The sequence below is a fragment of the Blastococcus carthaginiensis genome (genome assembly GCF_030731085.1).
Lineage (GTDB): Bacteria > Actinomycetota > Actinomycetes > Mycobacteriales > Geodermatophilaceae > Blastococcus > Blastococcus carthaginiensis.
Genome location: NZ_JASNFN010000019.1, coordinates 39,758 through 53,516 on the forward strand (window position 1 = coordinate 39,758; position 13,759 = coordinate 53,516).

Annotated in this window: 12 protein-coding genes and 1 pseudogene; 3 read left to right on the forward strand and 10 right to left on the reverse strand. The window is 77.5% G+C overall.

Going from position 1 to position 13,759, the window contains the following annotated elements; genetic code table 11:
* Window positions 1–237 precede the first annotated feature (237 nt).
* Window positions 238–2,502, reverse strand: coding sequence for a sodium-translocating pyrophosphatase (locus QOZ88_RS15535; RefSeq protein WP_306000643.1), 2,265 nt, complete (start codon window positions 2,500–2,502; stop codon window positions 238–240).
* 511 nt (window positions 2,503–3,013) lie between these two features.
* On the opposite strand from QOZ88_RS15535, the gene QOZ88_RS15540 reads away from it, so the two are divergent.
* Window positions 3,014–5,533, forward strand: a complete 2,520-nt coding sequence (locus QOZ88_RS15540) for a DEAD/DEAH box helicase (protein WP_306000644.1) — start codon at window positions 3,014–3,016, stop codon at window positions 5,531–5,533.
* 24 nt (window positions 5,534–5,557) lie between these two features.
* Here QOZ88_RS15540 and QOZ88_RS23220 read toward each other — a convergent pair.
* From QOZ88_RS23220 to ssd, 7 genes and pseudogenes are all read right to left on the reverse strand, one after another.
* Window positions 5,558–5,884, reverse strand: a pseudogene (locus tag QOZ88_RS23220) (Rv3654c family TadE-like protein); the annotation flags it as partial.
* Window positions 5,881–6,255, reverse strand: a complete 375-nt coding sequence (locus QOZ88_RS15545; protein WP_306000645.1) for a TadE family type IV pilus minor pilin — start codon at window positions 6,253–6,255, stop codon at window positions 5,881–5,883. The gene QOZ88_RS15545 and the pseudogene QOZ88_RS23220, both read right to left, overlap by 4 nt.
* A 3-nt stretch (window positions 6,256–6,258) precedes the next feature.
* The gene (locus QOZ88_RS15550) at window positions 6,259–6,504 is read right to left on the reverse strand and encodes a DUF4244 domain-containing protein (RefSeq protein ID WP_306000646.1); all 246 of its coding nucleotides are present in this window, start codon (window positions 6,502–6,504) and stop codon (window positions 6,259–6,261) included.
* A gap of 113 nt (window positions 6,505–6,617) precedes the next feature.
* Window positions 6,618–7,343, reverse strand: a complete 726-nt coding sequence (locus QOZ88_RS15555; protein WP_306000647.1) for a type II secretion system F family protein — start codon at window positions 7,341–7,343, stop codon at window positions 6,618–6,620.
* Window positions 7,340–8,128, reverse strand: a complete 789-nt coding sequence (locus tag QOZ88_RS15560) for a type II secretion system F family protein (RefSeq protein ID WP_306000648.1) — start codon at window positions 8,126–8,128, stop codon at window positions 7,340–7,342. Before QOZ88_RS15560 ends, QOZ88_RS15555 begins: the two co-directional genes overlap by 4 nt.
* On the reverse strand, window positions 8,125–9,264 hold the full coding sequence (locus QOZ88_RS15565; protein ID WP_306000649.1) for a TadA family conjugal transfer-associated ATPase: 1,140 nt from the start codon (window positions 9,262–9,264) through the stop codon (window positions 8,125–8,127). The genes QOZ88_RS15560 and QOZ88_RS15565 overlap by 4 nt, the downstream gene beginning before the upstream one ends.
* Window positions 9,261–10,304 (reverse strand): septum site-determining protein Ssd, encoded by a 1,044-nt coding sequence (gene ssd, locus QOZ88_RS15570; protein WP_306000650.1) that lies wholly within the window; start codon window positions 10,302–10,304, stop codon window positions 9,261–9,263. The genes QOZ88_RS15565 and ssd overlap by 4 nt, the downstream gene beginning before the upstream one ends.
* Before the next feature lie 156 nt (window positions 10,305–10,460).
* On the opposite strand from ssd, the gene QOZ88_RS15575 reads away from it, so the two are divergent.
* On the forward strand, window positions 10,461–11,303 hold the full coding sequence (locus QOZ88_RS15575; protein ID WP_306000651.1) for an HAD family hydrolase: 843 nt from the start codon (window positions 10,461–10,463) through the stop codon (window positions 11,301–11,303).
* A 3-nt stretch (window positions 11,304–11,306) separates the two neighbouring features.
* Here the strand turns inward: QOZ88_RS15575 and QOZ88_RS15580 are convergent, their stop codons facing one another.
* Together QOZ88_RS15580 and QOZ88_RS15585 are read right to left on the reverse strand one after the other, a co-directional pair.
* Window positions 11,307–12,275: an aldo/keto reductase gene (locus QOZ88_RS15580; protein WP_306000652.1), complete on the reverse strand. Its 969-nt coding sequence runs from the start codon at window positions 12,273–12,275 to the stop codon at window positions 11,307–11,309.
* Between the two features lie 10 nt (window positions 12,276–12,285).
* The gene (locus tag QOZ88_RS15585) at window positions 12,286–13,071 is read right to left on the reverse strand and encodes a Fic family protein (protein ID WP_306000653.1); all 786 of its coding nucleotides are present in this window, start codon (window positions 13,069–13,071) and stop codon (window positions 12,286–12,288) included.
* Between the two features lie 65 nt (window positions 13,072–13,136).
* Between QOZ88_RS15585 and QOZ88_RS15590 the strand changes: the two genes are divergently transcribed.
* Window positions 13,137–13,688: a histidine phosphatase family protein gene (locus QOZ88_RS15590; RefSeq protein ID WP_306000654.1), complete on the forward strand. Its 552-nt coding sequence runs from the start codon at window positions 13,137–13,139 to the stop codon at window positions 13,686–13,688.
* The last annotated feature ends 71 nt before the right edge of the window (window positions 13,689–13,759 follow it).

Sequence of the window (13,759 nt, forward strand, 5' to 3'; positions counted from 1 at the left end):
GTGGTGCGGGTGCGGCGTGCCTTGCCGGGCCGGGCCGGGCGGCCCGGGTGCACCGGCCCCGGGGCCGGGACCGGGCGGGCGTCACCGCGGAACGCCCCTCGGCGGGCCACGGTAAGCCACGCCGGCGACGGTGCGCCGGGCGCGACCTTCTCGTGGGCGTGCCGCCACCCCGACCAACGTGGATGGTGCGGCCCTGTTCCCGCAGGTGGAAGGCGGCGTACCGCCAAGGGGTCAGGCTCAGGGGGCGCTGGTGGTGAGCGACGCGTCGGTGGGCGTGCTGGTCACCTCGCCGACCACCACCGAGCGACGCTTGGACACCACCACGGCCGCCACGATGACGGCGACCGCGGCCAGCGCCAGCCCCACCCGCAGGCCGGTGTTGGCGTCCTCGCCCACCGACAGCCCGACGACGGCGGGCGCGATCAGCAGCGCGACCAGGTTCATCACCTTGATCAGCGGGTTGATCGCCGGGCCGGCGGTGTCCTTGAACGGGTCGCCCACCGTGTCGCCGATGACGGTGGCCGCATGGGCCTCGCTGCCCTTTCCGCCGTAGGCGCCGTCCTCCACCATCTTCTTGGCGTTGTCCCACGCGCCGCCCGAGTTGGCCAGGAACACCGCCATGAGGGTGCCGGCCGCGATGGCGCCGACCAGGTAGGCGGCGAGCGGCCCGATGCCCAGCCCGAAGCCCACGGCGACCGGGGCGAGGACGGCGAGCAAGCCGGGCGTGGCCAGCTCACGCAGCGAGTCCTTGGTGCAGATGTCGACGACGGCGCCGTAGTCGGGGCGCTCGGTGAAGGTCATGATCCCGGGGTGGGTGCGGAACTGCTCGCGTACCTCGAACACGACCCGCCCGGCCGCGCGCGACACGGCGCTGATCGCCAGCCCGGAGAAGAGGAAGACCACCGCGGCCCCCAGCACCGCGCCGACCACGTTGTTGGGGTTCACCAGGCTGAACGCGTCGCCGAGCGTGGTGCCGGCCTCGTCCAGGGCGACGGCGACCTGGGCGTTGTAGGAGCCGAAGAGCGCCGTGGCCGCGAGGACGGCGGTGGCGATGGCGATGCCCTTGGTGATGGCCTTGGTGGTGTTCCCGATGGCGTCGAGGTCGGTGAGCACGCGCGCGCCCTCGTCGTCGATGTCGCCGGACATCTCGGCGATGCCCTGGGCGTTGTCGCTGACCGGCCCGAAGGTGTCCATCGAGACGATTACGCCGGCGGTCGTCAGCAAACCGGTGCCGGCGAGCGCGACGGCGTAGAGGGCGGCACCGCCACCGATGAGGAACGCCCCGTAGACGGCGCCACCGATGAGCAGCGCGGCGTAGACCGCCGACTCCAGCCCGAGCGAGATGCCCGACAGGATGACGGTGGCCGGCCCGGTCAGGGAGCTGCGGCCGACGTCGCCGACCGGCTTGCGGCTGGTCTCGGTGAAGTAGCCGGTGAGCTGCTGGATCGCGGCGGCCAGGACGACCCCGACGAGCACGGCGACGAAGCCGAGCACCTGCGGGCTGACCGGCAGGTCGGCGCCGCCGCCGGTGCCGGGGAGGAGGGTGAACGAGGCGACGGCGACCAGCAGCAGCGACACCGCGGCGGAGACGAAGAAGCCGCGGTTGATGGGGGCCAGGCCGTTGCGGTCGTTCTTCCCCGGGTTGGTGGCCAGGACGCCCACGACCGAGGCGATGACGCCGATGGCGGCGACCACCAGGGGGAACACCATGCCGATCGAGCCGAAGAAGACCTGCCCGAGGATGAGCGCGGCGACCAGGGTGACGGCGTAGGACTCGAAGAGGTCGGCGGCCATGCCGGCGCAGTCGCCGACGTTGTCCCCCACGTTGTCGGCGATGGTGGCGGCGTTGCGCGGGTCGTCCTCGGGGATGCCGGCCTCGACCTTGCCGACGAGGTCGGCGCCGACGTCGGCGGCCTTGGTGAAGATGCCGCCGCCGACGCGCATGAACATCGCCAGCAGGGCGCCGCCGAAGCCGAAGCCCTCGAGGACCACCGGCGCCGTGTCGTCGAAGAGCAGCAGCACCAGGGCGGCACCGAAGAGGCCCAGCCCGATGGTGATCATCCCGCAGACGCCGCCGGTGCGGTACGCGATGCGGAAGGCGGGGCGGTAGCCGCCGCCCTGCGCCGCCGCGGCCATCCGGACGTTGCCGCGGGTGGCCAGCGTCATCCCGATGAAGCCCACCAGCGCCGAGAACAGCGCGCCGACGAGGAAGAACACCGCCCGGCCCAGCCGCGTGCCCAGACCGCCCTCGGCCACCGGGAGGACCAGCAGCACCGCGAAGACGATGACGGCGAAGACCGCGAGCGTGCGGAACTGCCGGCGCAGGTACGCCGCCGCTCCCTCCTGCACCGCCCGCGCGATCTCCTGCATCTTCACCGTGCCCTGATCGGCGGCGAGGACCGCGCGGACCAGGTAGGCGGCGAAGACCAGGGCGGCCAGGGAGATGACGAGGACGACGGCGACGAGCGCGGTCTCCCCGCCGGACAGCGAACCCTCGGGCATGAGTCCTCCAGGCGTCGGCGGCCGCCCGGGTGGCGCCGTGCTCCCCGGCCCGGGCGGAGATCGGCGTCCGCGCCCCGACGGACCCGCCGGGACACGAACGCGGCGAAGTGTAAGGCAGATCACACTTTGTGCGACCCCCTTCGCTCCTCGTGCTCTTCGGGAACGGCAACACGTGGGCGGTCCTGTGGGACATCACCACTGGGGTCGAGGCCCTGACGCGCGGGCCTCCCTCACAACGTGGGTGTGGTGGGTCGCGCGAGCCCGTCACCGGCCGACGAAGTGCGCCCGCTTCTGACCCCCTTGGAAGTGGGGGGTAAGCGCACACCATCGGATGCTCGATCGTGCCGGGCGGCCCGTTCCGATCTCACCCGTCTCACGAGGGGGCGCACAGGTCAGAAGGCTGGTTCGAGCGTCGGCCCGGTGCGGAAGTCCCACATCAATGCCCACGTGTTGTCGCGCAGGTGCCCTCCGGGAACGCGGCGGGTTGCGCGCGGGTGTGACAGTGGAGCCCGTGACCACGCTCCACCCGGTCCGGTCGGCTCCCCCTCCCGGCACGGACGACCGGTCCGGGGGCGGCGCGGCGCCGACCGGGCAGGTACCGCACGGCGGAGAGCTGCTGACGGCCCTCCTCGCCGGCACGGCGGAGGACGAGCAGCCGGTCACCCACGTCCACCACCTGCCGGTGCGCGAGAGCCGAACCGCCGGCTGGCCGGGGTGGGTGGAGCCCGGGCTGCGCGACCGCCTGGTCGCCCGGGGGGTCAGCGCCCCGTGGCAGCACCAGGTGGCGGCGGCGCAGGCCGCCCGCGACGGCCGGCACGTGGTGGTGGCCACCGGCACGGCGTCGGGCAAGTCGCTGGCCTACCAGCTGCCCGCCCTCACCCGGCTGGCCGAGGACCCCCGCGCCTGCGTGCTCTACCTCGCACCCACCAAGGCGCTGGCCCGCGACCAGCTGGCCTCGGTGGCCGAGCTGGCCGATCCCTCGGTGCGGCCGGCCGCCTACGACGGCGACACCCCGGCCGAGGAACGGGACTGGATCCGCCGGCACTCCCGCTGGATCGTCACCAACCCCGACATGCTGCACCGCGGGATCCTGCCGGCCCACCAGCGCTGGTCGAGCACGCTGCGCCGGGTCGCCTACGTGGTCATCGACGAGTGCCACGCCTACCGCGGCGTCTTCGGCTCCCACGTGGGCCACGTGCTGCGGCGGCTGCGGCGCATCTGCCGGCGCTACGGCGCAGAGCCGGTGTTCGTGCTGGCCTCGGCCACCGTCGCCGATCCGGCCGCCGCGGCCACCCGGCTGGTCGGCGCGGAGGTGCTCGCCGTCACCGACGACGGCTCGCCGCGCCCCGGCGCCACCTTCGCGCTGTGGGAACCGCCGCTGACCGAGCGGACCGGCGAGCACGGGGCGCCCCTGCGCCGCTCGGCCGCCGCCGACGCCGCCGGGCTGCTCGCCGACCTGGTCGAACGCGGCGCCCGCACGCTGGCGTTCGTCCGTTCCCGCCGGAGCGCCGAGTCGGTGGCCGAGCAGGCCCGGCGGCTGCTGCACGACCGCGGCCGCCCCGACCTGGTGGCCCGGGTGGACTCCTACCGCGGCGGCTACCTGCCCGAGGAGCGCCGGGAGCTGGAGCGGGCACTGTCGGCCGGCGACCTGCTCGGCGTCGCGACGACCAACGCCCTGGAGCTCGGCATCGACATCGCCGGGCTGGATGCCGTCGTCCTGGCCGGCTACCCGGGCACGCTCGCGTCCCTCTGGCAGCAGGCCGGCCGGGCCGGGCGGGCGCAGCGGGAGTCGCTGGTGGTCTTCGTCGCCCGCGACGACCCGCTGGACCACTACCTGGCCCACCACCCGCGGGCGGTGTTCGGCCGGCCGGTCGAGGCCACCGTCACCGACCCGGCCAACCCCTACGTGCTCGGCCCGCAGCTGTGCTGCGCCGCGGCCGAGCTGCCGTTGGCGCCCGCCGACCTCGCCGATTTCGGCGGCCCGGTCGCCGAGGCCCAGCTCGAGGAGCTGGTGGCCGCCGGGCAGCTGCGCCGGCGCCCCACCGGCTGGTACTGGGCCGGGCGCGGCCGCCCCGACGTCGACATCCGCGGCAGCGGCGACGAGCCGGTGGCGATCATCGAGGCGGGCACCGGGCGGCTGCTGGGCACCGTCGACGGCGGGGCGGCGCACTCGACGGTGCACGAGGGCGCGCTCTACGTGCACCGGGGCGACACCTTCGTCGTCGACGAGTTCGACCTGGACGACGCCTGCGCGGTCGTCCACCCGGAGAGCCCCGACTGGACCACCGTGGCCCGCGACGTGACCGACCTGTCGATCGTCTCGATCGAGCGGACGCGGCCGCTGGGCACGGTCACCGCGCACACCGGCGTGGTCGACGTGACCAACCAGGTGGTGGCCTACCAGCGGCGCCGGCTGGGCACCGGCGAGGTGCTGGCGGAGTTCCCGCTGGACCTGCCGCCCCGCCAGCTGCGCACCAAGGCGGTGTGGCTCACGCTGGACCACCGGGCCGTGGAGCGGGCCGACGTCGACGACGCGGCGCTGCCCGGCTCGCTGCACGCCGCCGAGCACGCGGCGATCGGCATCCTGCCGCTGCTGGCGACCTGCGACCGGTGGGACCTCGGCGGGCTGTCGACGGCGGTGCACCCCGACACCGGCACCGCGGCGGTCTTCGTCTACGACGGGCACCCGGGCGGTGCGGGCTTCGCCGAGCGCGGGTACGCGGCGCTGCGCCGGTGGCTGCAGGCGACACGGGCGACCGTGGCCAGCTGCGAGTGCGAGGCCGGCTGCCCGTCGTGCGTGCAGTCGCCCAAGTGCGGCAACGGCAACGACCCGCTGGACAAGGCCGGCGCGGTGCGGGTGCTCGACGTCGTGCTCGACGAGCTGGCCGCAGCCGACGAGCGCGGAGCGGCCGACCCCGCTGCCGACGACGACGCCGACGTGGAGGAGGTCCGCGCGGCGGCGCCGGCCCCCGTCGGACCGCCGGCCGCCGACGTCCCGCCCGGACCGGCCGAGGAGGACCTCGTCTTCTGACCCGGCCGGCACCGGGCCGGCCCGCGCCCGGCCGAGGGTGTCGTGCACTCCCAGCCGGCCCAGCCGGAGGGCGACGCGGACCTCGACCGCCACGACCGCCCCCGGCCCGACCCGGCAGCCGACCAGCTCGGCGCCGTTGGCGGCGGCGACCTCGGCGGCCGCGGTGCACGGGTCCGGGTCCCCGAGCACCGCCTGGCCGGCGGCGGCGAGTGCGGCGAGGTCGGCGGCCGACCCCGCGCGGTGGCGGGCGGCCGTCGCCAGCCCGACGAGCACCGCACCGGCGGTGACCGCGACGAGGACGGCGGAGAGCACGAGCACCCACACGGTGGCCGAGCCGCGCTCCCCGCTCATCCCGGGAGCCCCGCGGCGGGCTCGCGCCAGGCGACCGCCTCCGCGACCACCGTGACCCGCCAGGGCAGCGGCCCCAGCGGCTGCACCTCGGCCGCCACCGTCACCCGGACCTCGTCGCCGCTGCCGGTGAGGCCGGTGCGCGCACCAGCCGGCGCCGCCCGGCCGGCCCACTCCGCGACGACCGCGGCGTCCTCCCCGCGCGCCGCCGCCCGCGCGCCCTCCCAGGCGGCGTCCACGCAGCGCAGCTGGGCGCCCACCACGGTCACGGCGGCGACGGCGCCGACGAGCACGAGCAGCAGCACCGGCAGCACCACCGCCGTCTCGGCCGTGACCATCCCCACCTCGCCCCGCCGGTCCGCTCGACGGTCCACCGGTCAGGAGAGGGTGGCCAGCGCGGCCTCGACCAGCTCGGTGAGGCCGGTGACGACGGAGTCGCCGGAGACCACCCGGTAGAGCACGGCGGCGAAGGCGCAGGCGGCCACGGTGCCGACGGCGTACTCGGCGGTGCTCATCCCGGCCTCCGCCCGGCTCCGCAGTCGGGCCAGGCGGCCCGGGTGACGTCCAGTGCCGGAGGCGGCGGGGTCAGCGGGGGCGGTGTCGGTGGTGGCGTCGGCGGTCATGGCGGTCCTCTCGGTCGGGCCCCGGTGGGGCGGTGCTCCGAGCCTGGCCGCCGGGGCGGGCCGGTCCGGGAAGTGCGGACAATCTGTGGAGGAGGCCGGTGGCTGTGGACGCATCAGCCGAAGACGTCGCCGGCGATGCCGAGGACCAGCGGGACCACGCCCAGGCAGACGAACGCGGGCAGGAAGCACAGCCCGAGCGGGGCCAGCACCCACACCCCGGCCCGCTGCACCGCCGCCTGCGCCTGCGTGCGCGCCGCCGACCGGGTCTCCCCCGCCAGCGCGTGCAGCGCCGGCACCGCGGCGGCGCCGGACTCCCCCGACCGCACCAGCACGCGGGCCAGCCCGCCGAGCTCGGCCGGCTGGTCGGCCCAGGCCCGACGCGGCGCGGCACCCATGCGGTGCAGCGCGGCGACGCCGTGCAGCCGCCGGCCCAGCGGTCCGGGCACCACCCCGGCGACGGCGGCGAGTGCGCCCGCGAGGGGCAGCCCCGCGCCCAGGCACGCCGCGAGCAGCTCGCAGGCCACCGGCAGCTCCCGCAGGAGGACCGCCCGCTCCTCGGCGTCCCGGTCGGGGGTCGCGGTGCGCAGCAGCCGCTCCCCCACCCCGGTGACCACGACGGCGGCGCACGCACCCACCCCACCCCCGAGCAGCAGGCCCGTCGCGAGGCCCGCCGTCCCGGCCAGCAGCCACCGACGCCGGGTACCCGCGGCCGGGGCCTCCCCGGCACCGGTGGCCGGAGGGCCCGGCGCGGTCACCCGGCGCACCCGTTCGCCGGCCACGGCCGAGCCGGGCACCCACAGCGCCACGGCGACGGCGAGCAGCAGCAACGCGGCGGTCACCGCGCGATCCGGCGCACCAGGCGGCCGGTCCAGGCGATGCCGGCCACCTCGAGGAGCACCCCGGCGACCAGCAGCCCCTGCCCGGCACCGGTGCGGGTCAGCACGTGCCACGGGTCGGCGCCGACGCCGCTGCCCATCGCCAGCCCCAGCAGCGGGAGGCCGGCCAGCAGCCGGGCGCTGGCCCGGGGCCCGGCGGTGGCCACCAGCAGCTCGCGGCGCCGCCGCAGCCGGGCCCGCAGGTCGTCCTCGACCGCGGCGACCACCGCGGCCAGCGAGCAGCCGGTGCGGGTGCCGAGCGCGACGGCGGCCGACAGCCGGGCGAGCGCAGCCGGCGTCCCGTCGTCGTCGGCGCCCCCGCCGGTCGCGTCCGTCACCGGGGCGCGGGCGGCCCGCACCAGCGCCGCGGCGCACACCGGGTCGGGCCAGTCGGCCGCGGCCGTGCGCACCGCCTCGGACAGCGTCCGGCCCGCGCGCAACTCCGCCGCGACGGCGCCCAGCGCCTCGGCCAGCACCGCCTGCCGGGTGACGTCGTCGGCCGCCCGGCGGCCGGCCGCCCGGGCGCGCGCCGCGAGCGCGGCGCAGCCGGCGGCGAGCACCGCAACCAAGGGTGTGGCCAGCAGCGCACCCGCGCCGCCCGCGACCACCGCGGCGACGAGCGGCAGCGGCACCCGCCCGGGAGCACGGGCCCCGGCCGGACCTGCGCGGAGCAGCCGGCGCCGGGCGACCGCGCGCCCGTCGGGCCAGAGCAGCAGCGCTCCGGCCGCGGCCAGCAGCACCGCGGTCACGGCCCGGTCAGCAGCCGCCGGAGCGCGTCGCCGGCCGGGCACGGCCCGCCGTCGGCCCGCCAGCCGGGTTCCACCACCACGAGCTCCCCCTGCCGGCGAAGCAGCCCGATCTCGGCCACCCGCCGGCCAGCGGGCGTCCGCCGCAGGTGCAGCACCACGTCCAGCGCGGCCGCGGTCTGGCTGTGCACCGCGGCGCGGCCGAGCCCGGCGGCGACGCCGAGCGCCTCCAGCCGCGCCGGCACCTCGGTGGCCCGGTTGGCGTGCAGGGTGCCGCAGCCGCCGTCGTGGCCGGTGTTCAGCGCGGCCAGCAGGTCGACCACCTCCGGCCCGCGGACCTCCCCCACCACCAGCCGGTCGGGCCGCATCCGCAGCGCCTGCCGCACCAGGTCGCGCAGGCCGACCGCACCGGCGCCCTCGACGTTGGGCGGCCGCGTGAGCAGCCGCACCACGTGCGGGTGCGGCGGGGTCAGCTCCGCGGCGTCCTCGCAGAGCACCAGCCGCTCGGCCGGGGCGACCTCGCCCAGCAGGGCCGACAGCAGGGTGGTCTTGCCCGAGCCGGTGCCGCCGGTGACGAGGAACGCCACCCGTCGCGCCACCACCGCGCGCACCAGCTCCCCGCTCTCGCCGGGCAGCGCCCCGAGCACCTCCAGGTCGGCCAGCGCCTGCGCGCACCGGCGCAGCACCCGCAGGGAGAGGCAGGTGCCACCGGCGGAGACCGGCGGGAGCACCGCGTGCAGCCGGGTGCCGCCGGGGAGGCCGACGTCGACCCACGGGGCGGCGTCGTCGAGGCGGCGGCCGGCCGACGCGGCCAGCCGCACCGCCAGCCGGCGCACCGCGTCGTCGTCGGGAAAGCGGACACCGGCTGCCCGCTCCAGCCCGGCCCCGCGGTCCAGCCACACCTCGCCGGGCCCGTTCACCAGGACGTCGGTGACCCCGGGCAGCCGCAGCAGCGGCTCCAGCGGGCCGGCCCCGGCCAGCTCGTCGACGGCGTCGCGCGCGGCGAGCAGGACGTCGCGGTCGCCGAGCAGCCCGCCCGCCTCGGCACGCACCAGCGCCGCCACCCCCGCCCGGGAGGGCACCTCGTCGGCGACGGCGAGCCGCGCGCGCACGCGGTCCAGCAGCGACGGCTCGCTCACCGGCCGGCGCCCTCGGCCAGCTCCGCCAGCAACCGCCGGGCGACGGCGGCCAGCGGCGACCGGGACTGCGCACCCGGCGGCTGCCCGCGCTCGGCCCGGGCGACCGCTCCCCGGTCGTGCGGCAGCTCCGCCACCACCGGCCGGCCCACCACCTCGGCCACGTCACCGGGCAGCAGCCCGCCGGGCAGCGTGCGCACCACCAGGCGCGCCGCCGACCACGGCGAGCCCTCGGCCTCGACCAGCTGCCGGGCGGCCGTGGCGGCGCGCAGCCGGGCGGGCACCACGAGCACGGCCAGGTCGGCGTCGGCCAGCACCTCCTGCACCCCGCGGCCCGGGCCCCCGCACCCCGGGCGGGGCAGGTCGACGACCACCGGCAGCCCGGTGCCGCGGCTCGCGCCCACCACCGCGGTCAGCGCCGCGTCGGGGATCGGCGTCGCGCCCGCGCGGCCGGCGGAGACCAGGTGGACGCCGCCGATCCCGGGCAGCGCGGCCAGCAGCGCATCGCCGGCCACCTCCCCGCGCAGCCCGGCGAGCTCCGGCCACCTCAGCCCCTCGGCGAGCTCGGCCCCGAGCAGCAGGTCCAGCCCGCCGCCCCAGGCGTCGGCGTCCACCAGCACGGCCCCGCCGGGTGCGGCGAGGGCGACCGCGGCGGCCACCGTGCTCGCCCCCGCCCCGCCGCAGGCACCGCCCACGGCGACGAGCCGGCCGCGCTCGGCCGGCGCCCGGACGGCGGCGGCGCAGCGGGAGAGCAACCACCCCTCGTCGGCGGGGAGCACCGCGACCCGCTCCGCACCGACCTCGACCGCCGCCGCCCACCCCTCCGCGGGCAGCTCGGCGGTGGCGACGACGACCACTCCCGGGCGGCGGGGCAGCGCGCGCAGCACCCCGGCGGCCAGCGCCTCCGCGCCGACCAGCACCAGCGCCGCCTCGCGGTGGGCGCGCCGCAGCGCCGGGCCACCGGTGGCGAGCTCCGCCTCGGCGCCGGCGGCCGCGACCAGCCGGAGCAGCTCGTCGAGCAGGTCCTCGTCGGTGCTGACCACGAGGGGACGGGAGGGGGGCGGAAGGGGCACGGGAGCGAGCCCACCGGACACCGGGCGGACGGGACCAGAACGGGAGCGGAACTGTGGATGACCCCAACGGGTGTGGACATCGTCCACTCCGGTCCGCTACCTGCCGATCCAGCTACCGTGGCTGACGTGTCCCGCTCCGCGGCGTTCTTCGACCTCGACAAGACGGTCATCGCGAAGTCCAGCACGCTGGCCTTCGGTCGCCCGTTCTTCAACGGCGGGCTGATCAACCGTCGCGCCGTCCTGAAGACGGCGTACGCCCAGTTCGTCTTCTCCCTCGCCGGCGCCGACGCCCAGCAGATGGAGCGGCTGCGCGCCCAGCTCACCGCGATGGTGACCGGCTGGGACGCCGCCACCGTCCACGAGATCGTCCGCGAGACGCTGCACGAGATCGTCGACCCGCTGGTCTACGCCGAGGCCGCCGACCTCATCGAGGAGCACCGCGCCGCCGGTCGGGAGATCGTCATCGTCTCCAGCAGCGGTGCGGAGATGGTGGATCCGATCGGCGAGATGCTCGGCGTCGACCGCGTCGTCGCCACCCGGATGGTCACCGAGGAGGGCCGCTACACCGGCGAGATCGAGTTCTACGCCTACGGCGAGCACAAGGCCGAGGCGATCCGCCGGCTCGCCGCCGAGGGCGGCTACGACCTGGCCGACTGCTACGCCTACAGCGACTCGATCACCGACCTGCCGATGCTCTCCGTCGTCGGCCACCCGACCGCGGTCAACCCCGACCGCGGGCTGCGCAAGGCCGCGCTGCAGCACGGCTGGCCGGTGCTGCGCTTCGAGCGGCCGGTGAGCATGCGCTCCCGCTTCTCCGTGCCCCCCGCGCCGGTGGTCACCGGTGCCGCGATGGGCGTGGGCGCCGCCGTCGTCGGGCTGGCCTGGTACGCCCGGCACCGGGCCGTGCGCGCCGGGCTGCTGCCCACCGACGACCCGGCGCCGGGCCGGCGCCGCCGTCGCGGCGCCTGACGCTCAGCGCCCGAACCGCTCCCGCAGCCCGTCGACCAGGGTCCGCACGCCGGACACCGGGGAGAACGCCCGCGCGACCGCGGTCAGCGCCGCCACCTCGTCGTCGGCCAGCGCGAGCTCGTCGGCCGCGGCGTTGGACTCGAGCTGCTCCACGCTCGAGGCGCCGGGGATCACCACGACCCGGGGCTGCGCGATGAGCCAGGCCAGCGCGACCTGCGCCGGCGTCGCGTCGTGCGCGTCGGACACCTGGCGCAGGACGTCGAGCAGCGGCTCGACCCGGCGCAGGTTCTCCGTGCCGAACAGCGGGTTGACCGCGCGAACGCCCCCGGGCCGGTGGTCGGCCGAGTACTTCCCGCCGAGCAGCCCCTGCGCGAGCGGGCTGTAGGCGATGACCAGCCGGCCCTCGCGCTCGGCGAAGGGCACCAGGTCCTCCAGCGGGCCGGCGTGCGCCAGGGAGAACTGCACCTGGTTCGCGATGACCGGCGCACCGAGCGCGGCGTCGGCGGCCCGCCAGCGGTCCAGGGAGTAGTTGGAGACGCCGACCCCGCCTATCGCCCCCTCGTCGAGCAGCTCCCGCAGCCCGGGCATCGTCACGGAGTCGGGCACCACCGGGTTGGGCTGGTGCACCTGGTTGAGCGGGATCCGGTCCACGCCCAGCCGGCGGGCGCTCCCGGCCCAGCGCTGCCGCACCACCTTCGGGAAGGGCGCGACCGGGAAGATCTTGCTGGCGACGACGACGTGGTCGCGCTCCTCCCCCAGCGCCTCGCCGAGGATCCGCTCGCTGCGCCCGAAGCCGTAGACCTCGGCGGTGTCGAAGAGCGTGATGCCGAGCTCGCGGGCCCGGCGCACGATGTCGCGGGCGGCCCGGTCGGCGTAGCTCTCGCCGTACCCCCACTCGCGGGACCCGAACTGCCAGGTGCCCAGGCCGATGCGGCTGACGGGGCCGAGCCCCGGGACGTCGAGGGTGCGCATGCCCCCAGTCTCAGCCGCGGAGCAGGCTCTCGCAGATGGCCAGGCCCTCCAGCGCCCCGTGCTCGGTGGCCCGGCAGCAGTGCACCAGCCACGCGGCCACGCCCTCGGGGGTGCCGGTCGCGTAGCCGGCCAGCGCCTCGCCGTAGGCGTCCCGGCCCAGCTCGGCGAAGCCCACCTCGGGCACCGAGACCGCCTTGGGGTCCAGCCCGCGGGCGATCCCGGTCAGCCGGGCCGCGCCCCGGGCGACGACGCCGTCGGCGGTACCGAACGGGGCCAGGGCCGCCAGCTCGCCGTGCACCAGCGCCGCGACGAGGACGGCGGGGACGGTGGTGGTGCCGGTGGCCAGGGAGAACAGCCCGGCCAGCCGGGGGCCGGCGTGTGCGGCCGGCCGGCCGAGGTCGGCGCGGTCGGCGAGGTCGGCGGCGGCCAGCACGTGCAGGCGGGCGATCACCTGCCCGGGCGCCCGCGGCCACGTCTCCACCATCGAGCCCAGCCCCGCCGAGACGCGCAGCGCGCCCTGCACGACCGGGTCGTCGACCGACCCGGCCCGCAGCTCGGCGAGCGGCACGTCGACGCCGGCCAGCGCGGCGGAGGCGCGTGCGCCGCGCAGCGCCGACTCGGTGCTCACCCCGGCGGACTCCCGGCGCAGCACGCGGTGGCCCAGCAGCCGGTCGACGCCCGCCCGGGCCGCGTCGGCGGCGTCCCGGACGCCCGGCAGGTCGAGCAGGGGGACCAGCGGGTCCGGGGTGCCGGGCGCGGCGGGACGTGCCGCGCCGGGACGGACGGGGATGCTCACGACCACGACGGTACGAGGCGGGCCGCGGAGGTTCGCGGACCCCTGCCCTACGCTGCCTCCTTGCCATGGCCCGACCGCTGACCCTGCTGCTCGTGCGCCACGGGCAGAGCGAGTGGAATGCCGCAGGTCGCATGCAGGGCCAGGTGGCGCACGTGCCGCTCACGCCGCTGGGCCACACGCAGGCCGAGGCGGCCGCCGCGGAGCTGGCGCGGCTGCGGCCGGGGGTGCTGCTCTCCAGCGACCTGCTGCGCGCGGTGCAGACCGCCGAGCACTGCGCCCGCGCCACGGGCCTGCCCTTCACGACCACCCCGGCGCTGCGCGAGCAGGGCTACGGGGTGCTGGAGGGGCGGCCGTCGCGGGAGCTGTGGGACGTCGTCGACTGGTCCGACGCGCACTGGTCCGCCGAGGGCGGCGAGAGCCTGGCCGAGCTGCACGCGCGGGTGGCGGCCTACCTCACCCAGCTCTGCGCCGAGCCCCCGGCCGACGTGGTGGCGCTGGTGACCCACGGCGACACCATCCGCGCCGCGCAGGCCGTGGCGGCGGGGCTGGGGGCCGACGCGATGCCTGCGATCACCCCGCACAACGGCACGGTGACCCGGCTGGAGATCTGCGAGTGAGGGGGGCCCGGCCGGGCGGCCGGGCCCCCCCCCCCACACCGCCGGCGCCACAAGCCCAGCACCCCGCGGCC

What these genes read in the sequence shown, in the direction of transcription:
- QOZ88_RS15535 (WP_306000643.1), bottom strand. Translation starts at nt 2,502, where the DNA reads ATGCCCGAGGGTTCGCTGTCCGGCGGGGAGACCGCGCTCGTCGCCGTC.
- QOZ88_RS15550 (WP_306000646.1), bottom strand. Translation starts at nt 6,504, where the DNA reads ATGACCGCCGACGCCACCACCGACACCGCCCCCGCTGACCCCGCCGCC.
- QOZ88_RS15580 (WP_306000652.1), bottom strand. Translation starts at nt 12,275, where the DNA reads ATGCGCACCCTCGACGTCCCGGGGCTCGGCCCCGTCAGCCGCATCGGC.
- QOZ88_RS15590 (WP_306000654.1), top strand. Translation starts at nt 13,137, where the DNA reads ATGGCCCGACCGCTGACCCTGCTGCTCGTGCGCCACGGGCAGAGCGAG.